Origin of the sequence: Meridianimaribacter flavus (genome assembly GCF_004366715.1) — a bacterium.
In the GTDB taxonomy this organism is placed as follows: Bacteria; Bacteroidota; Bacteroidia; order Flavobacteriales; family Flavobacteriaceae; genus Gaetbulibacter_B; species Gaetbulibacter_B jejuensis.
Genome location: NZ_SOQZ01000001.1, coordinates 384,566 through 406,188 on the forward strand (window position 1 = coordinate 384,566; position 21,623 = coordinate 406,188).

At 33.7% G+C, this 21,623-nt stretch carries 16 protein-coding genes; 12 read left to right on the plus strand and 4 right to left on the minus strand.

Annotation, left to right across the window (positions count from 1 at the left end; genetic code table 11):
- Window position 1: 1 nt before the first annotated feature.
- The 6 genes from A8975_RS01745 to A8975_RS01770 all read left to right on the plus strand — a co-directional run bounded on the left by A8975_RS01745 (window position 2) and on the right by A8975_RS01770 (window position 10,114).
- Window positions 2-2,863 (plus strand): PQQ-dependent sugar dehydrogenase, encoded by a 2,862-nt coding sequence (locus A8975_RS01745; RefSeq protein WP_134198463.1) that lies wholly within the window; start codon window positions 2-4, stop codon window positions 2,861-2,863.
- 126 nt (window positions 2,864-2,989) lie between these two features.
- The gene (gene ileS / locus A8975_RS01750) at window positions 2,990-6,394 is read left to right on the plus strand and encodes an isoleucine--tRNA ligase (RefSeq protein WP_134198464.1); all 3,405 of its coding nucleotides are present in this window, start codon (window positions 2,990-2,992) and stop codon (window positions 6,392-6,394) included.
- Window positions 6,395-6,399: 5 nt separating this feature from the next.
- Window positions 6,400-6,783 (plus strand): TraR/DksA family transcriptional regulator, encoded by a 384-nt coding sequence (locus tag A8975_RS01755; protein ID WP_129759590.1) that lies wholly within the window; start codon window positions 6,400-6,402, stop codon window positions 6,781-6,783.
- Window positions 6,784-6,906: 123 nt separating this feature from the next.
- Window positions 6,907-7,521, plus strand: coding sequence for a lipoprotein signal peptidase (locus A8975_RS01760; protein WP_134198465.1), 615 nt, complete (start codon window positions 6,907-6,909; stop codon window positions 7,519-7,521).
- Between the two features lie 32 nt (window positions 7,522-7,553).
- The gene (locus A8975_RS01765; RefSeq protein WP_134198466.1) at window positions 7,554-9,440 is read left to right on the plus strand and encodes a hypothetical protein; all 1,887 of its coding nucleotides are present in this window, start codon (window positions 7,554-7,556) and stop codon (window positions 9,438-9,440) included.
- Between the two features lie 89 nt (window positions 9,441-9,529).
- Window positions 9,530-10,114 carry a hypothetical protein gene (locus tag A8975_RS01770; protein ID WP_134198467.1) on the plus strand — a complete coding sequence of 195 codons (585 nt, stop codon included), beginning with the start codon at window positions 9,530-9,532 and terminating at the stop codon, window positions 10,112-10,114.
- Here A8975_RS01770 and A8975_RS01775 read toward each other — a convergent pair.
- From A8975_RS01775 to A8975_RS01790, 4 genes are read right to left on the minus strand one after another with little or no spacing between them, the layout of a single operon-like run.
- Window positions 10,098-10,673: a 5-formyltetrahydrofolate cyclo-ligase gene (locus A8975_RS01775; RefSeq protein WP_134198468.1), complete on the minus strand. Its 576-nt coding sequence runs from the start codon at window positions 10,671-10,673 to the stop codon at window positions 10,098-10,100. The genes A8975_RS01770 and A8975_RS01775 overlap by 17 nt on opposite strands.
- Window positions 10,642-11,652: a succinylglutamate desuccinylase/aspartoacylase family protein gene (locus A8975_RS01780; RefSeq protein WP_129759585.1), complete on the minus strand. Its 1,011-nt coding sequence runs from the start codon at window positions 11,650-11,652 to the stop codon at window positions 10,642-10,644. Before A8975_RS01780 ends, A8975_RS01775 begins: the two co-directional genes overlap by 32 nt.
- Window positions 11,649-12,524 (minus strand): 30S ribosomal protein S6--L-glutamate ligase, encoded by an 876-nt coding sequence (gene rimK, locus A8975_RS01785; RefSeq protein WP_129759584.1) that lies wholly within the window; start codon window positions 12,522-12,524, stop codon window positions 11,649-11,651. The genes A8975_RS01780 and rimK overlap by 4 nt, the downstream gene beginning before the upstream one ends.
- The gene (locus A8975_RS01790; RefSeq protein WP_129759583.1) at window positions 12,502-12,945 is read right to left on the minus strand and encodes an ATP-dependent zinc protease; all 444 of its coding nucleotides are present in this window, start codon (window positions 12,943-12,945) and stop codon (window positions 12,502-12,504) included. The genes rimK and A8975_RS01790 overlap by 23 nt, the downstream gene beginning before the upstream one ends.
- A 114-nt stretch (window positions 12,946-13,059) precedes the next feature.
- Between A8975_RS01790 and uvrC the strand changes: the two genes are divergently transcribed.
- The 6 genes from uvrC to A8975_RS01820 all read left to right on the plus strand — a co-directional run bounded on the left by uvrC (window position 13,060) and on the right by A8975_RS01820 (window position 21,615).
- A complete protein-coding gene (gene uvrC, locus A8975_RS01795) occupies window positions 13,060-14,850 on the plus strand; it encodes an excinuclease ABC subunit UvrC (protein ID WP_134198469.1) in 1,791 nt (596 codons plus the stop codon).
- Window positions 14,850-17,087, plus strand: a complete 2,238-nt coding sequence (locus tag A8975_RS01800; RefSeq protein WP_134198470.1) for a patatin-like phospholipase family protein — start codon at window positions 14,850-14,852, stop codon at window positions 17,085-17,087. Before uvrC ends, A8975_RS01800 begins: the two co-directional genes overlap by 1 nt.
- A 217-nt stretch (window positions 17,088-17,304) precedes the next feature.
- Window positions 17,305-18,462 (plus strand): homogentisate 1,2-dioxygenase, encoded by a 1,158-nt coding sequence (locus tag A8975_RS01805; protein WP_134198471.1) that lies wholly within the window; start codon window positions 17,305-17,307, stop codon window positions 18,460-18,462.
- Window positions 18,463-18,588: 126 nt separating this feature from the next.
- Window positions 18,589-19,749: a 4-hydroxyphenylpyruvate dioxygenase gene (gene hppD, locus A8975_RS01810; protein ID WP_129759579.1), complete on the plus strand. Its 1,161-nt coding sequence runs from the start codon at window positions 18,589-18,591 to the stop codon at window positions 19,747-19,749.
- 149 nt (window positions 19,750-19,898) lie between these two features.
- Window positions 19,899-20,678 (plus strand): DUF3108 domain-containing protein, encoded by a 780-nt coding sequence (locus A8975_RS01815; RefSeq protein WP_129759578.1) that lies wholly within the window; start codon window positions 19,899-19,901, stop codon window positions 20,676-20,678.
- Window positions 20,679-20,682: 4 nt separating this feature from the next.
- The gene (locus A8975_RS01820; RefSeq protein WP_134198472.1) at window positions 20,683-21,615 is read left to right on the plus strand and encodes a tryptophan 2,3-dioxygenase family protein; all 933 of its coding nucleotides are present in this window, start codon (window positions 20,683-20,685) and stop codon (window positions 21,613-21,615) included.
- The last annotated feature ends 8 nt before the right edge of the window (window positions 21,616-21,623 follow it).

Sequence of the window (21,623 nt, forward strand, 5' to 3'; positions counted from 1 at the left end):
AATGAAACTAAAACTACTCAACCTAACACTTTTTGCATTATTTACTTGTTTAGTAGTAGCACAGCCTGTTACTAATAATTCAGATTGGACAGTACAAAACGTTACTGCAGATCATGCTTTAGACTATCCATGGGAAGTAACTTATGCTCCTGATGGAAATTTATGGATAACTGAACGCGTTGGAGAAAAAATAGTAAGATTTAATACAACCACAGAGAGCATTACAACAATGATAGATTTAAGCGCTAAAGTTGCAAACTCTACTCAAGGTGGTTTATTAGGTATGGCAATTCATCCAGCATTATATAACGATATTACAACAACTACCAACAATTATGTGTTTGCGGCTTATAATTATGATGATAATGGGTACAAACTGCGCATTGTTAGATTAGTATATAACCATGCTACAGGTAACTTAACCGAAGACACATCATTAAACCCTAATGGTTCTATTCTAGAAGGATTACCTGGTAGTGGAGACCATAACTCAGGACGACTTATCATTGGTCCAGATTTAAAATTATATTACACAGTAGGCGATCAAGGAGCAAATCAATTTAGCTATTCTTGTAATCCTATTTTATCTCAAGTATTACCAACTTCATCTACTGATTATGATAACTATCCAGGTAAAACACTTCGTATAAATATAGATGGTTCTATACCAACAGACAATCCAGTTTTAAATGGAGTTAAAAGTCATGTTAATACTTATGGACATAGAAATGCTCAAGGAATTGTTTTCTCACAAGACGGTACTTTGTATGCATCAGAACACGGTCCTAAAACAGATGATGAAATTAATATTATTACAAGTGGAGGAGATTATGGTTGGCCTGAAATAGCTGGTTATTATGATAATTTAGCTTATACATATTGCAACTGGTCTTCATTAGAAGGTGCTTGTAATGCAGGAAGTTTTAGTGACCATAACTGTCCTTCTGGAGCAGATACTGCTACTGAGTACGAGTCGTATCCTTCTGGTGCACCAAACAACTTTCAACCGCCAATAGGAACTTATAATAGTACTATTACAACCGATCCAAGTGGAGGTTGGTTCACGTGGCCAACTGTTGCGCCTTCAAGTATTGATATACATGAAGTAGGAAATATTCCAGGTTGGGGACGTTCACTATTAATTCCTTCATTAAAAAAAGGAACAATTTACAGAGCAAAATTAACTCCTGAGGGTACTGATATTGTTGGAGATTCTTATGAAGAGTTTCATTCGTCAAATGACAGATATAGAGATATAGCGATATCTCCTGACGGTCTTACAATTTATGCAGTAACTGATAATGGAGGAGGAACATCAGGACCTTCATCTAACTCTGGTGTTAGTATTGAAAATCCTGGCTTAATTGTGAAAATTCAATATGTAGGCTCACAAGTAGTTAATGGACCAACAGCTAATTGTCAAGATATTATAGTAACATTAGATGCTACAGGCAGTACTACTATTACAGCTAATGATATTGATAATGGTTCAACTGGAGGAAGTGCAGGAATCGATTCGATAGCTATCGATAGAGATGCTTTCTCTTGTGAAGATACCTATGAAGCTCAAACGGTTTGGTTAACTGTAACTGATAACGATGGTAACGAAAGCAGATGTACTGCACTAGTTACTGTTCAGCCAAATTCAAATCCAGACCCAATTACTGCTCCTAGCTTAGACGATATAGTTTCAAACTGTGCCATTACTGTTGAAGCTCCAGTGATAACGTCTAATGGTTGTCAGGAAATTACAGCAACTACAACTGACAACGTAACATTCAATAGTGGAGAAAGTGGAACAATAACTTGGTCGTTTAATGATAATGGAAATATAGTAACATCAAGTCAAAATGTAACTGTCAACACTTTATCTGTACCACAAAATATTAGTGTGAGTCCAGGAGCTACAAATGCTTATGTGTCTTGGGATGAAATTGAAGGTGTAACTTTTGATGTAAGATATAGAGAGCTATCAGAGTTTACATGGATTGAAACATCATCACCTACCAACAGCATTGAATTAACTGGTCTTGATGTTCTAACAGATTATGAATTACAAGTAAGGTCTAATTGTGGAGCGTCTTACTCCTCATATAGCACTACTACTTACTTTACTACTCTAGATATTGAATATTGCGATGCCGTTGGAACAACCGATGGTGGTGGTAACAAGACATATATTACCAGAGTTGCTTTGTCTAATGTTAACAATCCTTCAGGAGAAACCACTTACAGCGACTTTACTTCGCAAGAGGCAGTGTTGTCTAACGCAGTAGGCAACTACAATTTAACTATCGATTGTTTTGTTGGTCAATCTTGGATTAATAGAGGAATTTCTGTTTGGATAGATTACAATATCGATGGTGATTTTGAAGATAGTAACGAGCGTGTAGTGTATACTTCTGAGTTAATATCAGGAAGCGTACCTTCAACAACATATAACATTTCATTACCTTCTAGTTTTCAAGTTGGTAGAACAAGAATGCGTGTAATAATGACACAATGGTACACTCAAGATTCACCATGTGGAACCTTTACTAATATTTCTGAAGTTGAAGATTATGCAATATCTTTAGAAGATAATACATTATCGATCCAAGATGAAGATGCTGTTAACTTTTCAGTATATCCTAACCCAATGAAAGACAATGTTACGGTTAAATTACCTTCAAATGTTAGCTTTAATAATTTAAATGTAAAACTGTACGACGTACAAGGAAGAGTTATTAAACAACGTAAAATTGAAAACTCTCAACGAGAAATTGTGTTTGACAATTTAAGTAGTTTAAATAGTGGATTCTATTTCATAAGAATAATGAGTGATAATAAACAATTACTTTCAAAAAAGTTAATCAAACTATAACCCTAACTAGAAGTAATTTTACAAAGCCTTTGAAAATTTTCAAAGGCTTTCTTTTTTCAAAAGTTAAAGCAGACTTATTTCCTTAAAAATCATTAATTTCGCACGTCGAAACGAATTAATGATATAATGAGTAAGAAATTCCCTGAATATAAAGGTCTTGACTTACCAAAAGTTGCTGAAGAAATTGGCAATTCTTGGCAAGAAAATAACGTATTTGAAAAAAGTGTAACCACACGTGAAAACGCTAAACCATTTGTGTTTTTTGAAGGGCCTCCTTCTGCAAACGGCTTACCTGGTGTACACCACGTTTTAGCACGTGCTATCAAAGATATTTTTCCGCGTTACAAAACCATGAAAGGTTACCAAGTAAAGCGTAAAGCTGGTTGGGATACCCACGGATTACCTATTGAGTTAGGTGTGGAAAAAGAATTGGGAATTACAAAAGAAGACATTGGTAAAACCATTTCGGTTGAAGACTACAACGCTGCCTGCCGTAAAGCAGTTATGCGTTACACTGATGTTTGGAATGACCTGACTCAAAAAATGGGTTATTGGGTTGATATGGACGATCCATACATTACCTACGAACCTAAATACATGGAATCGGTTTGGTGGTTACTAAAGCAGATATACAACAAAAGCTTGTTGTATAAAGGTTATACCATTCAGCCTTATTCCCCAAAAGCGGGTACAGGTTTAAGTTCGCATGAGTTGAACCAACCAGGAACCTATCAAGATGTAACAGATACAACGGTTGTTGCGCAGTTTAAAGCTAATGAAGCATCGCTTCCTGACTTTTTACAAAATGAAGGAACTATTCATTTCTTGGCTTGGACTACCACGCCTTGGACGCTTCCAAGTAATACAGCCTTAACGGTTGGACCAAAAATTGACTACGTATTGGTTGAAACGTATAACCAATATACGTTTGAACCAATTAACGTTGTGCTAGCAAAACCGTTAGTTAACAAACAATTTGACGGAAAGTTTAAACGCGTAGAAACAAAACCAGAATTATTAGAATATACATCTGGAGACAAGAAAATACCATACTACGTTGTAAAAGAATTTAAAGGAGCTGATTTAGTTGGTATTACGTATGAGCAATTATTGCCTTATGCGTTACCAAACGACAACCCTGAAAATGCTTTTAGAGTGATTGCTGGAGATTTCGTAACGACTGAAGACGGAACAGGAATTGTACATACAGCGCCAACTTTTGGTGCAGATGATGCTTTGGTAGCTAAACAAGCAAAACCTGAAGTACCACCAATGTTGGTAAAAGATGCCAATGGAAACTTGGTGCCTTTAGTAGATTTACAAGGTAAATTCCGTCCAGAAATGGGTGAGTTTGCAGGTAAGTATGTAAAAAATGAATATTACAATGATGGCGAAGCTCCTGAAAAATCAGTTGATGTAGAGTTAGCTATCAAATTAAAAACAGAAAATAAAGCCTTTAAGGTTGAAAAATACAAACACAGCTATCCTAACTGTTGGAGAACCGATAAGCCAATTCTATACTATCCGTTAGATTCTTGGTTTATTAAAGTAACCGATGTTAAGGACAGAATGTTTGAATTGAATGAAACCATTAACTGGAAACCAAAAGCAACAGGAACTGGTCGTTTTGGTAACTGGTTAGCTAATGCCAACGATTGGAACTTATCGCGTTCGCGTTATTGGGGAATTCCGTTGCCAATTTGGAGAACCGAAGATGGTAAAGAAGAAATCTGTATTGGTTCTGTTGAAGAACTAAAAGCTGAAATGGCTAAAGCTGTTGAGGCTGGTGTAATGAAAGCTGATATTTTTGCTGATTTTGAAGTTGGAAACAATTCCGAAGAAAACTATGCTAAGTTAGATTTACATAAAAACATTGTTGATGAAATTGTGCTTGTATCACCATCAGGACAACCAATGAAGCGCGAAAGCGACTTAATTGATGTTTGGTTTGATTCAGGTTCTATGCCTTATGCGCAATGGCATTATCCGTTTGAAAACAAAGAAAAAATAGATAATAACACTTCATTCCCTGCCGATTTTATCGCAGAAGGTGTTGACCAAACACGTGGTTGGTTCTATACACTACATGCTATTGGAACGATGGTGTTTGATTCGGTAGCTTATAAAAACGTAGTGTCTAACGGATTGGTATTAGACAAAAACGGACAAAAAATGTCTAAACGTTTAGGTAATGCTACAGATCCTTTTGAAACCTTATCAACTTATGGTGCTGATGCCACACGTTGGTACATGATTTCAAACGCAAACCCTTGGGATAACCTAAAATTTGATGTAGATGGTATTGAGGAAGTAAAACGTAAATTCTTTGGAACACTTTACAATACCTACTCATTCTTTAGTTTATATACCAATTTAGATACATTCAATTATAGCGAAGCTGATATTCCGTTAGAAGAACGTCCAGAGTTAGACCGTTGGATTTTATCTGAACTACATACGCTTATCAAGAAGGTAGATGAGTTTTATGCAGAATACGAACCTACTAAAGCAGCAAGAGCTATATCAGACTTTACACAAGAATATTTAAGTAACTGGTATGTGCGTTTAAGTAGAAGACGTTTTTGGAAAGGCGATTACCAAACCGATAAAATTTCGGCTTATCAAACACTTTATACCTGTATGATAACGCTTGCAAAATTAGGCGCGCCAATTGCACCATTTTATATGGATAAACTTTACCAAGACTTAACACAAGTAACACAAAAAGAAAACTTTGAGAGTGTACATTTGGCGGAGTTTCCAAAATACGATGAAAGCTTTGTAGATAAAAGTTTAGAACGTAAAATGGAGAATGCGCAAACAATATCGTCGTTGGTATTGTCGTTAAGAGCAAAGGAGAAGATTAAAGTGCGTCAACCATTGCAAAAAATTATGATTCCTGTTGATAGTAAACAACAAAAGGAAGAAATTCTTGCAGTTGCCGATTTAATAAAACATGAGGTTAACATTAAAGAAATTGAATTGTTAAGCGACGCTTCAGATATTTTAGTAAAACAAATAAAGCCTAATTTTAAAGCGTTAGGACCACGTTTTGGTAAAGATATGAAGTTTATTGCTGGAGCAATTTCTAAGTTTACTTCAGAAGATATTAAAAAAATCGAGCAAAATGGTGTTTTAGATGTTGAAGTTAACGGAAAAAACATTACTTTAGAACTCGCTGATGTTGAGATAACATCTCAAGATATCGAAGGTTGGCTTGTTGCTAACGAAGGTGCTTTAACAGTAGCACTCGATGTTACACTTACTGATAATTTACGAAGAGAAGGGATTGCTCGTGAGCTCGTAAACCGTATTCAAAATTTACGTAAAGATTCAGGCTTTGAAGTTACAGACAGAATTAATGTTGTACTTCAAAAAGATGATAATATTGTTAAAGCCATAGATACAAATCTTGAGTATATCAAAACAGAAACTTTAACCGAAGAACTTGAAATTATGGACACTGTAAACAATGGTATAGAAATTGCTTTTGATGATGTAAATACCAAATTGTTTATTCAAAAACATTAGAGAATATGGCAGCAGAAACAAACGTAAGATACTCTGATAAAGATTTAGCAGAATTTAAAGCTTTAATACAAGAGAAAATAGATAAAGCAGAGCACGATTTAGAATTAATTAAAAGTGCTTATATGAATGACCTCAATAATGGTACTGATGATACCTCTCCAACGTTTAAAGCCTTTGAAGAAGGTAGTGAAACAATGAGTAAAGAGGCAAACTCACAGTTAGCTATTCGTCAGGAAAAATTCATTCGCGATTTAAAAAATGCTATTATTAGAATAGAAAATAAAACTTATGGCATTTGTCGTGTTACAGGAAAGCTTATCAATAAAGAACGTTTAAAGCTTGTGCCACATGCTACACTTAGTATTGAAGCTAAAAATATGCAACAATAACATTCTCATAAAAGTGAGAACCTCGTGATATTGTAACGAGTTTAAGTAACTATAATTAGCGTCTTGCTCATGGCAAGACGTTTTTATTTTTAATAAAATAATAGTTTATTTTTGCACCCAAATATGTCATTAAAAAAAGCAACACTCTTAATAATTGTAATACTACTTATTGACCAAATAAGTAAAGTATACATTAAAACGAATTTTTCACTAACCGAAAGAGCAATAGTTTTTGATTGGTTTCAAATAGTATTTGTTGAAAACGATGGAATGGCTTGGGGAACTAAACTCAGCGATTTTGTTACTTTTATTTCTGATAGAACAGCTAAACTTTGCCTAACACTTTTTAGAATAGTAGCTGTTGTTGGTATTGGATATTGGTTAGTAACTTCGGTTAAAAAAAATGCGTCCAAAACACTAACCATTGCAGTTTCTTTAATATTTGCTGGTGCTTTAGGTAACATTATAGATTCAGTATTTTATGGTGTTTTATTTGATTCTAGCTCTAACCAAGTTGCTACATTTTTACCGCAAGATGGAGGCTACGATTCGTTATTTCATGGTAAGGTTGTAGACATGCTTCATTTTCCTATTTGGAAAGGTGTTTTACCTAATTGGATTCCGTTTTATGGCGGAAAGTACTTTACATTTTTTGAACCTGTTTTTAATATTGCTGATATGGCAATAAGTATTGGAATAGGAATTTTAATCTTCTTTAATAAAAAAGCGTTCAATTAAGCTTATATTAGTTTCTTAAAAATCATTCTTTTATGAAGCTAAAACATTTTTTAAGTCTTTTTGTATTCGTTTATTTTGCTAGTACTTTACACTCCCAAAATTATTTCGGAATACATTTTCCTAATCAAGGCGAGCAACAAGTTTGTCAAAAGTTCAATCAGGCTTTTGTAAACAGACCTAAAGAATCAAAGTTTGCAATAAAACGTGAAAACTCTAATCTGTTTTTTGAAACCAATGATAAAGAATGGTTCAATGCTCTTTTTGCAAATATAACCGACGGAATTGCTATAGATATAGTAGATAAAGACCGTTATGCTTGTAGTGTAGCATCAATTGAACAAGTGCAAATTAAAGGAACACTTTTGCCACCTGTATATGCTAAAAAACTAAAAGGAGGTCTTAAAAAAAGCAGCGAAACGTCGTATAGGGTTTTAGTAGGTCGTATTCCTGAAAACCTTATGAATAAAGAACTGGAGTTTAATATTCTCTTTTTAAGCGATAAAAACCTGTGTCAATATTATGTAATTTATGATCTAGAATCTTATCCTTGGGATTTATTGGATATGGGAATGTACCTAGATTCTATCGCCTATAATGCAAAACAGATAAAAGCCAATGCTAAGGATGCTTACATTATAAAGAATAAAACTTTAAAATTTAAAATTCCTTTTGAAAAGAATAAATCAGAATACTCTCCTGAAGATATTAAACCTATTTATGATTCACTTCGCTTAACCGATTATTACATAAAAACAATAAAAATAAAAGCTTATGCATCGGTTGAAGGTAGCTTGGAACGTAATATAGAGCTACAGCAACAGCGTGCTGCAAGTATTGCCAATGCACTACAATCGTTTCAAAAACCATCTATAAAAAATGACATTTCGTCTTCTGAGAATTGGGTGGAATTTCTAAATGCTATTGAAAATACCAAATACAGTGATTTAAAAGAGTTAAGTAAATCAGAAATTAAAGCAAAACTCGTTGGTAGTTTGTCTACTGAAATGGAACCAATTTTAAAAAACCATCGAAAAGCTTTAGTGGAGTTGGAACTTGAAAAAAAGGACAAGTACAAAGATTTGAGTGGAACAGAATTGGTAAACAAGTTTAATACAGCACTAACCCAAGACCAACTTGATGAGGCATTGCAAATTCAAAATTCGCTTTTCGAAAAATTAAAGAATAAAGAAGTTTCACCAGATCATATAGGTAAGCTTCAAGTACCAAATCAATTAAAATACCTTACATTTTTGAATAAAAATTCAGCAATGAAATATATGTTGGAAGAACCTCAAATAGTAATTGTTTATAACGAATTGCAACAGCTAGAAAAACTGTCGCCAAAAGACAAACGTGTAAAATATAACATTGCAGCTATTGAACTTAAGTTGTGGCGATATAAAGCAATGGATATTGATAAAAACAAACTTAAAAGCAAAATAAATGCTTTAAAAACCTATGGTATTAATCAGGAACTAATCTCTAGAATGCTGGTGAATTATCATATTATTGAAGCTGAAAATTTAATGAGAAAACGCGATTATGCCAACAAGGACAAAGCTGTTTCGTATATTAAAAACAGTTATAAGAATTTTCATTTATCAGACTATGATTATTTAAGTTTAGCGCAGTTTTTTAGCTATTACGCTAATACTGATATGGCTGTGGAACTTTTAAGCCCAAAAGCAAAAAGCATTGATATTGACGAAAACTTGCTGTTTTACTATTTGAATTTAACCATTATAAATCCTGAGCTTACACAAACATCAGATTATAGAACTATTATGCTAAATGCATTAAACATGAACAAAACACGCTATTGTAAATTGTTTAATCCTTATGGTGAAGGTGGAGTTACATTTCAGCTGTTGGAAGATAGTTATTTAAGAACAACCTATTGTGAGAGTTGTGAAAATTAAGAGTCATTAATGGTTTGAAAAAGTCTAAAGACATATTGATAATTATTTTTTTGGTTCTTGTAATTTCAGTTTTGATTTATTTGGTTAGCATGTTTTTTCATGTTCAAAAGAAATATCGCGAAATTCCAATTGAAAAAAATGAAGTTGTTAAAACGTCAAAATTAGATGTTAACTCTAGTTTAGTTGAATTTTTAAAAAGTCCAATAGATTTACAGAAATTTAAAAGCGACAAAAAGAGAAATGTCACAACAACAGTTACTAAAGGAATGAATTACTACTTCTCCCCAAAATTTAAAGATTCAATTTTTTATAAATACAATTTTATAACAGAAAAAGAAGGAGGTAAGATTGGAATTAATAAACTAGTTGTCTTTAAATATGGAGAAAGCAAACACAAGTATGACGATTCAACAGAAATATTGATAGAGCTAAAGATTTCTAATAAAGATGTAAGTTTAAAGAAAGCAAACCTTGTTGGAACTACAAAAAAAGATATAGAATCTAAATTTGGAAAAGATTATTTAGTCTTTGAAAAAGGAATAGTTTATTCTCACAAAGACAAAGTGTTAATGATTGAGTTTAACGATTCTATAGTTAATTCATTTAAGTATATAAGATTAAACACTAATGTAATTGATGACGAGTTAATCCGAAAAATTAAAGAGAGCAATTAAACCTATATATGGTTTTAGGCGTCACGCAACAATCTAAAGTAACATCACTTTCATAAGTGTCTTCAATTTGGGTTTCTGCTTCAAAAAAAGACAGTCCAATTTTTAGTGTTTCAGGGTTACATTGCGACAAGAATTTATCATAAAACCCTTTGCCATAACCTACACGATGACCTTGTTTATCAAAAGCTAAAAGCGGAACAAAAACAACATCTATTTTTTCCGAAGGAATTGCAATACCATCAACTGGTTCTGGTATATTATAATGGTTTTTCTTAATAACTGTTGCATCAGTTAATAGAAAATGAGTCATTTCATATGTGTTGAAATCACTTTTTGAAATCACTATGTTTTTATCTTTTCCTGAGAGGATGTTTAAAATAAAATCGGTATTGATTTCTTTTTGTTCTTCAATAGATAAAAAAATATGATAAAACGATTTGCCCCAAATATCTAATTGAAGTAACGCATTTGCAATTTGAAGACTCAAATCATCAACATCATCTAGTGTTAAAGCGTTGCGTTTTTGTTTATAAGTTGCTCTTAAGGTGGCTTTTTTCACTTGAAGAGGGTTTTAATTTAGTGGTAATATGAAAAAGGGCATCACCTTGATATACAATAGGAGATTCATTAACATTAATAATATAACCCGAAAAAGAAGCTCTCACAAAGTGGTTGAATTTCCCATAAGGGTCAGTAATATTACCAATAATATCTCCTTTAGTCACTTCAGAGCTTATTTGAACTGAAGCTCTAAACATACCTGAAATATTTGCACGTTGCCAACGACTGTCTAAAATATAAACAGGATTGTTTTTAGGTTTAGACACCTTAAATTTTGTAGATAACATACCTAAATGATTTAAGACGCGTTTAGCTCCATTTACACCAGTATTGGTAATGTTGTTGTCAATATGATTAGATTTTCCGCCTTCAAACAATAGTACAGGTTTACCATGTTTGCTCAACACGCTTCTAAACGATTTTTTAATGTTTTTTGAGTACAGTACAAAAGGTGCATTAAAAATGTTTGCTAGTAAATCGAGCTCAGGATTGTTTTTTACAATACGCATTTGAGGTGCATTAAAACGACCTGCTCCACCAGTATGAAAGTCGACTACAAAATCTACATCAGGAATAACTTCGGTAACTAATTTATTGGCAACTCTACTGGCTAAAGAGCCTTTTTTTGTGCCTGGAAATACGCGGTTTAAATCTCTTCCGTCAGGGAACTCTCTGTTGAGATTAATAAACCCAAACACATTAATTACAGGTAGGCATACAATAGTTCCGCACTTAGGTTTATTGATGCCTTTTGCTATAATTTGACGTACAATTTCAACACCATTAACTTCATCACCATGAATACCTGCGGTAAATAAAACTACAGGTCCAGGTTTTTTAGAGCGTTCAATAATTACAGGCACATCAACACTAGAGGAAGTATGTAAATTAGCAACACCAAAACTAAGTTCGCAGCTTTCGCCAACTTTAATATCGCGTCCTAAAATTGTTATAACTTTCCTCTGTTTGTAGGTCATGTTCTGTTTCTTTCTATATAAGTGATAATAGCTTTTGCTATATTTTTTCCAGTTGCACCTTCAATGCCTTCAAGTCCTGGAGTAGAGTTCACTTCTAATAACAAAGGTCCTCTTGCCGATTGCAGCATATCAACACCACAAACAGGTAATTTTAAAGCGCGAGATGCTTGCATTGCTAATCGTAGTTCAGCATCGTCTAGTTTTACTACTTCAGCAGTTCCACCTCTGTGTAAGTTAGACCTAAATTCGCCTTCTTTACCTTGGCGTTTCATGGCGCCAACCACATGTCCATCAACAACTAAAGCTCTTAAATCGGCTCCTTTTGCTTCTTTAATAAACTCTTGAACAATAACTCTTGCTTGTAAACCATTAAAGGCCTCCAACACTGATTCGGCAGCATTTTTTGTTTCAGCTAAAACAACTCCTAAACCTTGTGTACCTTCTAAAAGTTTAATAATTACAGGTGTTCCGCCAACATGTTCAATAACTTCTTCAACGTCTCTAGAGTAGTTAGTGAAAACCGTTTTTGGCATACCAACACCAGCTTTACTTAGGCGTTGTAAACTGCGCAACTTATCTCTTGAACGTACAATGGCATCAGAGGTTACAGTTGTAAATACATTCATCATTTCAAACTGTCTTACCACAGCGCAACCGTAAAAGGTTACCGAAGTTCCAATTCGAGGAATGATAGCATCTACATAATCCAAATACCTATCTTTATAATAGATAGTTGGTTTTTCTTTTTCAATAATAATATCACATTTTAAAGGGTCAATAACTTCAACGATATGACCTCTTTTTTCTCCTTCATCGATTAATCGACGCGTTGAATACAAATGCGAATTTCTAGATAGAATGACAATGTTCATGGATGCTGGTATTGTATGATACATTTTGTTGATTAACGTCAACAAGAAATTTCTTGCTCAAAAACTGTCTGCCAATGAGTACAGGAAATTTCATATCATCTCTAGTGCTTAAAGTTAAGTTAATCTTATACGTTTTACCAAAAAATATAATGGTTGATTTTATTTTAAATCTATTTTCCTTAAAACCATTGCTGCTTTTTACGTCAGTACGAGTATAGCTGTCAAACACAACTTCTTTTCCGCTAAAATTAGGATGACCAGCACTGTAAAATGTGCAAAAAAGTTTGTTGTCTTTTTCAATAATTTTTGAACAATGTATGGCAGAGGTGTAAGCACCTGTATCTATCTTAACATCAATGCTAAAAAGACCTAGCGTAGGAAAATCTACTCTGTCAATTCTACCAATAATTTGTTTTGTCATGTGTTTTTTTACGTTTTAAAAAAGTGGCGCAATGTAGTAAATAAGTTAATTCAAAAAATTTTAAAAATCATAAATTTTTCACGCTAAAAAATTAAAATATTTACCTTTGAAGTAATGAGCAATACATCACTAGAAATTCAGCTAAAAACCCTACCAAATCAACCTGGTGTATATCAGTATTTTGATAGTGATGGCAAGATTTTGTACATAGGTAAAGCCAAAAACTTAAAGAAACGCGTAAGCTCTTACTTCAATAAACAGCACGATTATGGTAAAACCAGAGTGTTGGTGAAAAAAATTGCAACTATAAAACATATTGTTGTTGATACCGAAACCGATGCGTTGTTGCTGGAGAATAATCTTATTAAAAAATACCAACCTCGTTACAATGTTATGCTCAAAGACGACAAATCTTACCCATGGATTTGTATTAAGAATGAGCGTTTTCCAAGAGTATTTTCTACTAGAAGAGTGATAAAAGATGGTAGTGAGTACTTTGGCCCTTATACAAGTATGAAGACCGTTTCTACATTGCTTAACCTTATAAAAGGGCTTTTTCAATTAAGAACTTGTAATTATGATTTGTCACAAGAAAAAATTGATGCCAATAAATATAGAGTGTGCTTAGAATACCATTTAGGAAATTGCAAAGGTGCATGTGAAGGTTATGAAACTGAAACAGAGTATCACGCAAACATTGATGCTATAAAAGAAATTCTTAAAGGAAATTTTAAAGATTCGCTTTCGCAGTTTAAGCAGCAAATGAAAGACTATGCCGAAGATATGCAGTTTGAAGAAGCGCAGAAAATAAAAGAAAAAATTGAAGTTTTAGAAAACTACCAGTCAAAATCTACTATAGTCAATCCAAAAATTAGCAATGTGGATGTGTTTAGCATTGTAAGTGATGAATCTTATGGCTATGTCAATTTTTTACAATTATCTTATGGGTCAATTATTCGTTCGCATACATTAGAAATTAAAAAGAAACTTCAAGAAACTGATGTTGAACTTTTAGAATTGGCAATTACCGAGTTAAGACAGCGTTTTAATTCAAAGTCAAAAGAAATTTATGTGCCATTTAAGGTGAATATTGGTGAGCATATAAAAACAACAATTCCAAAGCTAGGAGATAAAAAGCACATTTTAGACCTATCTCTTCGAAATGCCAAATATTACCGAATGGAACGCTTTAAACAGGTAAAAATCACCGATCCTGATAGACATGTCAATAGGATTATGGCACAAATGAAAGCCGATTTGCGTTTAAATGAAGAACCTAGACATATTGAGTGTTTTGATAACTCAAACATACAAGGAACCAATCCTGTTGCAGCTTGTGTAGTGTTTAAAGATGGTAAACCAAGTAAAAAAGATTACAGGCATTTTAATATAAAAACAGTTGAAGGACCAGACGATTTTGCGTCTATGGAAGAAGTAGTGTTTAGACGATACAAGCGTTTGCTTGACGAGGATCAACCGTTACCACAATTAATTGTTATTGATGGAGGAAAAGGACAACTCTCTTCTGCCTTAAAGAGTTTGGATGTTTTAGGGTTGAGAGGAAAAATAGCAATCATCGGAATTGCAAAACGTTTAGAAGAATTATTTTATCCAGATGATCCAATTCCCTTATATTTAGATAAAAAAAGTGAAACCCTAAAAATCATTCAACAATTACGTAACGAAGCACATCGTTTTGGAATAGAACACCACAGAAACAAACGTAGCAAAAGTGCTTTAAATACTGAGTTGGAAACCATTCCAGGAATTGGAGAAAAAACAGTTGTTGAGCTTTTAAAAACATTTAAATCGGCTCGTCGAGTATCTAATGCAAAACTAGATGAGTTAGAAGATGTAGTAGGTAAATCAAAAGCAGATAAAATTTATAATTACTATCATAATTAATGAAGCATATAATCTTAATAGCACTGATATTTTTTAATATATCACTTTATGCTCAAGAAAACGTAGAAGAAACCAAGCCTAAAATAGGTTTAGTGCTAAGTGGTGGTGGAGCAAAAGGGTTTGCACACATAGGTGTTTTAAAAGTTATTGATAGCTTAGGTATTAAAGTAGACCATGTTGCGGGAACCAGTATGGGAGCAATTATTGGATCATTGTATGCGTCTGGTTATACAGGAAAACAATTAGATTCAATTTTTAGAACTCTAAATTTTGATGATGTTATTAGCGATAATCTTCCGCGAGAAGCAAAAACATTTTACGAGCGCGATAATGCCGAAAAATATGCAGTGAGCTTACCGTTTGATAAATTTAAACTTAAGTTGCCTTCAGCAATTTCAAGAGGGCAAAATGTATATAATTTATTAACCTATTTAACGCTACATGTGAGTGAGGTTGATGATTTTCAAAAGTTACCAATTCCGTTTTTTTGTATTGCTACTGATGTAGAAACTGGTAAGGAGGTAATTCTAGATAAAGGAAATTTAGCTAAAGCTATTACAGCAAGTGGAGCATTTCCGTCTTTATTTCAGCCTGTTGAGATTGATGGTCAACTACTTATTGATGGAGGTGTAGTAAACAATTATCCTATTGATGAGCTTAGAGCCAAAGGGATGGATATAATTATTGGTGTTGATGTGCAAGATGGATTGGCTACAAGGGACGAGTTGACTTCGGCACCTGATATATTACTTCAAATCAATAATTACAGGACAATTAACGATATGAAGTCTAAAGTAAAGAAAACCGATGTTTACATAAAACCAGACATTAAAGACTTTACTGTAATTTCGTTTAGTGAAGGAAGTCAAATTGTGGAAAATGGTGAACATGCTGCAAGTCAAAAGATTGATGAACTTGTAGCATTAGCAAAAACAAATCAAAACTCTGTGCGGTATAAAGCAGTCAAATCACCAGATAGTATACTTATTAATTCAGTAAATTTTGATGGTAATAAACGCTACACGAGGTCGTATGTGCTAGGAAAGTTAAGATTAAAACAAAACTCTAAAGTAAGCTATGAAGATTTTAATAGTGGCGTAAATAATTTGGTTGCAACCAATAATTTTGATGCCTTTCAATACAAGTTCAAAAAGTCAAAAGACTCTGGTGGTTACGATTTAGATGCAACCTTAAAAGAAAGTAAAGCAACTACGTTTTTAAAACTGGGCTTACATTATGACGATCTTTATAAAAGTGCAGCTTTAGTAAACATTACCAAAAAGCGATTTTTATTTGATAACGATGTAGCTTCTTTCGATTTTATTCTAGGAGATAATGTTAGATATAATTTTGAATATTTTATTGACAAAGGGTTTTACTGGAGTATTGGTTTAAGATCTAGATTTAACCAATTTCAAAAGGGAATTAGTGCACAATTATTACTAGATGATGCAGAGCAAGACTTAACAGGAATTAACAAGCTAGATGTAGAATTACAGGATCAAACCAATCAATTTTATTTACAAACCCTTTTCAGAAAAGACTTTGCGTTTAGTGTTGGAGCAGAGCATAAGCGTTTAAGAATTAAATCGGAAACGATAATCGACGATTTTCAGAGCGATGATGATGAGGTCATTTTTGAAAACACCGATTATTTAAGTTTGTTTGGAGGGCTTAAGCTAGACACATATAGTAATAAGTATTTTCCAAAGAAAGGATTTTATTTTAATGGCGATTTTCATTTGTATTTACACGCTTCAAACTTTAACAAGGAGTTTTCTGAATTCTCAATAGCTAAAGCTGATATAGGATATGCGTTTAGTTTTTCTGATAAGTTCGCGGTAAACCTTTTATCACAAGGAGGCTTTAAAATTGGTGACGACTCTACCAAAACACTCGATTTTGCACTCGGTGGTTATGGTAATAACTTTATCAATAATTTCATTTCATTTTATGGGTATGAAAACATTGCCTTAACAGGTAATAGTTTTGTAAAAGGAACCATAACCTTAGACTATGAGTTATTTAAAAAACACCATATAATAGCTGCTGCTAACTATGCAAATATTGAAGATGGCTTGTTTGAGTCTGGAGGATGGATTTCTAAGGTTGACTACAGTGGTTATGCCTTAGGCTATTCAGTAGAAACATTTTTAGGACCGCTTGAAGCAAAGTATACATGGTCTCCAGAGAACAATAAAAGCATTTGGGTCTTTAATATTGGGTTTTGGTTTTAATAATCGTTTAAATTTTTCGATATTTGAGGACATGAAACCATTTTGGGAAGACTTATTACTACACTTACATTTTCTCATTAAGAGAAACCCAGAATAATTAGGCTCTATTGTAATTTCTGCTTAGACAGAAATCTTATATTTTGTATCTTTATATAAATTAAATAACGACTGTTCTGTAACTTTAAACTTTTAATATCAGAACATTAAAATATAAAAAATGCCTTTTTATCATAAATTAGGGAAAATCCCACATAAACGACATACACAGTTTAGGAAACCAGATGGTAGCTTGTACTACGAGCAATTATTTGGAACCATTGGTTTTGATGGTATGTCCACCAATATGTATCACGAGCATAGGCCAACACAAGTCAAAGAAATAAAAAAACAATACAGTGTAGCGCCTAAAATTGCCAAAGCAAATAATATTCAATCCTATAGGCTTCACGGATTTAAAATTCCACAGATAAACGATTATCTCGAAAGCCGAAAAACAGTGTTAACCAATAGCGATTGTAGTATTATTTTGGCAGCACCAAAACAATCTACCAAAGAGTATTTTTACAAAAATACCGATGCCGACGAGCTTATTTTTGTACATCGTGGTAGCGGAAAACTACGAACACATTTAGGAAACCTCGATTTTAAATATGGCGACTATTTGTTAGTACCAAGAGGAATCATCTACAAAATAGATTTCGATACCGAAGACAACCGTTTGTTTATTGTGGAGTCTCGTCGTCCAATTTACACGCCAAAACGTTACCGTAACTGGTTTGGACAATTATTGGAGCATTCGCCATTTTGTGAGCGCGATTTACGTCAACCGCAAGAATTGGAAACTCATAACGAAACAGGAGACTTTTTAATGAAAGTTAAAAAGCAAGGCGATATTTTTGATATGGTTTATGCTACTCATCCTTTTGATGTTGTTGGATACGATGGTTACAATTATCCGTACGCCTTTTCAATTCACGATTTCGAACCTATAACAGGTCGTGTGCACCAACCACCACCAGTACACCAAACCTTCGAGACCGATGCCTTTGTGGTATGCAGTTTTGTACCAAGGCTGTACGATTACCATCCAGAAGCAATTCCTGCACCTTATAACCATAGCAATATAGATAGCGATGAGGTTTTGTACTATGTAGATGGCGATTTCATGAGCCGAAACGATATTGACGCAGGTCATATCTCGCTGCATCCAGCAGGAATTCCGCATGGACCACATCCTGGAGCAACAGAGCGTAGCATTGGTAAAGTAAAAACCGACGAGTTAGCAGTAATGGTAGATACATTTAAACCCTTACAAGTAACCGAAGACGCATTAAAAATAGCAGACGAAGATTATTTTAAATCTTGGTTAGAATAACATATTAATAAGAAGCTAATCCTGCTTTCGGCAGTCGCTTTAAAAACTGTCCTATCGAGCGCAGTCGAGATACAGTTTTTAAGAGCTCCAACAAACTGCCTCAATCAGGGCTAAAAAATAAATAAAATGAGCAAAAACATAGAATCAGTAAACTACGGACTAGAAAAAATATTTGAAGGCGCAGAAGACTTTCTGCCTCTATTAGGAACCGACTATGTGGAGTTTTACGTAGGTAACGCTAAGCAAGCAGCACACTTTTACAAAACCGCTTTTGGGTTTCAATCTTACGCATACAAAGGGTTAGAAACAGGAAGCAAAGACACAGTATCTTATGTCTTAAAACAGGACAAAATACGATTGGTATTAACCACTCCATTAAACTCAAAACACCCAATTAACGACCATATTGTAAAACATGGCGATGGTGTAAAAGTAGTTGCGCTTTGGGTTGAAGATGCTCGTAGTGCTTACGAAGAAACCACATCGCGTGGTGCAAAATCTTACATGGAACCAACAGTTGAAACTGATGAATTTGGAGAAGTGGTAAGAGCAGGTATTTACACCTATGGCGAAACCGTTCACATGTTTGTAGAGCGTAAGAATTACAAAGGTCAGTTTATGCCTGGGTTTATAAAATGGGAATCTGATTACAACCCAGAACCAGTAGGCTTAAAGTATATTGACCACATGGTTGGTAACGTAGGTTGGGGCGAAATGAATACTTGGGTAAAATGGTACGAAGACGTTATGGGCTTTGTAAACTTCCTGTCTTTTGATGACAAGCAAATCCACACCGAATACTCTGCTTTAATGAGTAAAGTAATGAGTAATGGTAATGGTCGCATTAAATTCCCAATAAACGAACCTGCTGAAGGAAAAAAACGCTCACAAATTGAAGAATATCTAGATTTTTATGAAGGTCCAGGAGTTCAACATATAGCTGTAGCTACAGATGATATCATAACAACAGTTTCGCAGTTGCGTTCTCGAGGTGTTGAGTTTTTATCTATTCCACCAGAAGAGTATTACAAAGCAGTTCCTGGTCGATTGGAAGAATTTAGTCATGAATTACGTGAAGATATCGAAACGTTAAAAAGTTTAGGTATCATGATTGATGCTGATGAAGAAGGCTATTTATTACAAATATTCACCAAACCAGTAGAAGATAGACCAACGTTATTCTTTGAAATTATTCAACGTATGGGAGCAAGAGGTTTTGGAGCTGGAAACTTTAAAGCTTTGTTCGAATCTATTGAAAGAGAGCAAGAAAAGCGCGGAACATTATAACAAATGTTTAACAATTACAGTATCAAAAAACTCCGCTAAAATATTGTGGAGTTTTTTTGTTTTAATACTTTTGGAACAGTAATTGTAATTTGTTGTTTATAACAATAAAATGTAAGCAAATAAGTTACATTTACAATCTTGTATAGATCATGAAAAAATTACTACTTATAATAGTTGCCCTGTCTTTTATGCAAACGTCTTTTGCTCAAGAGAAAACTGCATTTCAAGATGGAGAATGGTTTAAGTTTAGAATGAGTTACAGTGGCTTTTTAAAAGCTGGTAACGCAACATTAACAGTAGATGAAACTACCCTTAATGGTAAGCAAGTATACCATGTGGTTGGTAAAGGATGGACAACTGGAGCTATAAAGTGGTTTTTTAAAGTGAAAGATCGCTATGAAAGCTATTTTGATAAACAAACAGGACTTCCATATAAATTTATAAGAAAAATAGATGAAGGTGGTCACACAAAAGATATTGAAATAGACTTTGACCATAAAAAAAGGCAAGCTCACGTTGAAAATAAAAAACACAATACCAAAAAAGTAATTGCTACAGAGAAAGATGTGCAAGATATGGTATCTGCGTTTTATTTTTTACGTAACAACTATAAAACCGAATCTATAAAAGAAGGAGACATGGTCTCTCTTAATATGTTTTTTGATGAAGAAAACTTCAATTTTAAATTGAAATTTCTAGGAAGAGAAACTATAGATACTGAATTTGGAAAAGTAAAAACACTTATATTCAGACCATACGTTATGGCAGGACGAGTGTTTAAAGAACAAGAAAGTTTGACGCTTTGGGTAAGTGCAGACGAAAATAAAATACCATTAAAAATTAAAGCAGATTTAGCTGTAGGATCATTAAGAGCAGACTTAGAAGCTTTTAAAGGACTAAAGCACTCCTTTCAAGTACAATTTGATTAATACCATGTCTAACCAACAAGATTACGATACAATAATAGAAGCACTTCAACAGAAGTACAAATCCATAAATCAAGATACCGAAGACCATTTATATGGTCTTTTGTACAGTAAACCCATTACTTATTGGGATTATATTCAAACCGATGCACTTTTAAGCCTACAAACGCAACGCACCACATTACCAGATGAAATGGTGTTTATTGCCTATCATCAAATTAACGAGCTTATCTTTAAAATGATTTTGTGGGAAATTCAGCAAGTAGCCGAAAAAGAAGAATTAGATGCTACGTTCTTTGAAGGAAAAATAATGCGTATAAGTCGTTATTTTGATATGCTTACCACCTCATTCAATATTATGAGAGAAGGTATGGAAATAGAGCAGTACATGAAGTTTAGATATACTTTAACACCTGCGAGTGGTTTTCAAAGTGCACAATACAGATTGGTTGAATTTGCTTCAACCGAATTGATAAATTTAATTGACTATAGGTTTAGATCCTCTATTGATCGAAATACACCTTACACGCATGCTTTTGAGCATTTGTATTGGCAAGCAGCAGGTAAAGATTATAAAACTGGTAAAAAATCAACACTTTTAGTTAATTTTGAAAAACGCTACAAAGATGAATTTTTAAGGTTTATGGAAAGTTATAACACCAAAAACCTTTGGACGCGTTTTAAAGAATTGCCAGAAAAAGATCAAAAAGATGAAGATCTTGTTAAGGCAATGAGACATTACGATTACACTGTAAACGTTACATGGGTTATGGCGCATTACAATGCTGCAAAACACTATATTGAAAGCGGTACAGGTGATGGCGAAGCTACTGGAGGAAGCGATTGGAAAAAATACATGCACCCAAAATATCAAAGACGTATATTTTTTCCTGAACTTTGGACCAAAGAAGAATTGGATAATTGGGGAATGGACGTATAAAATCAATC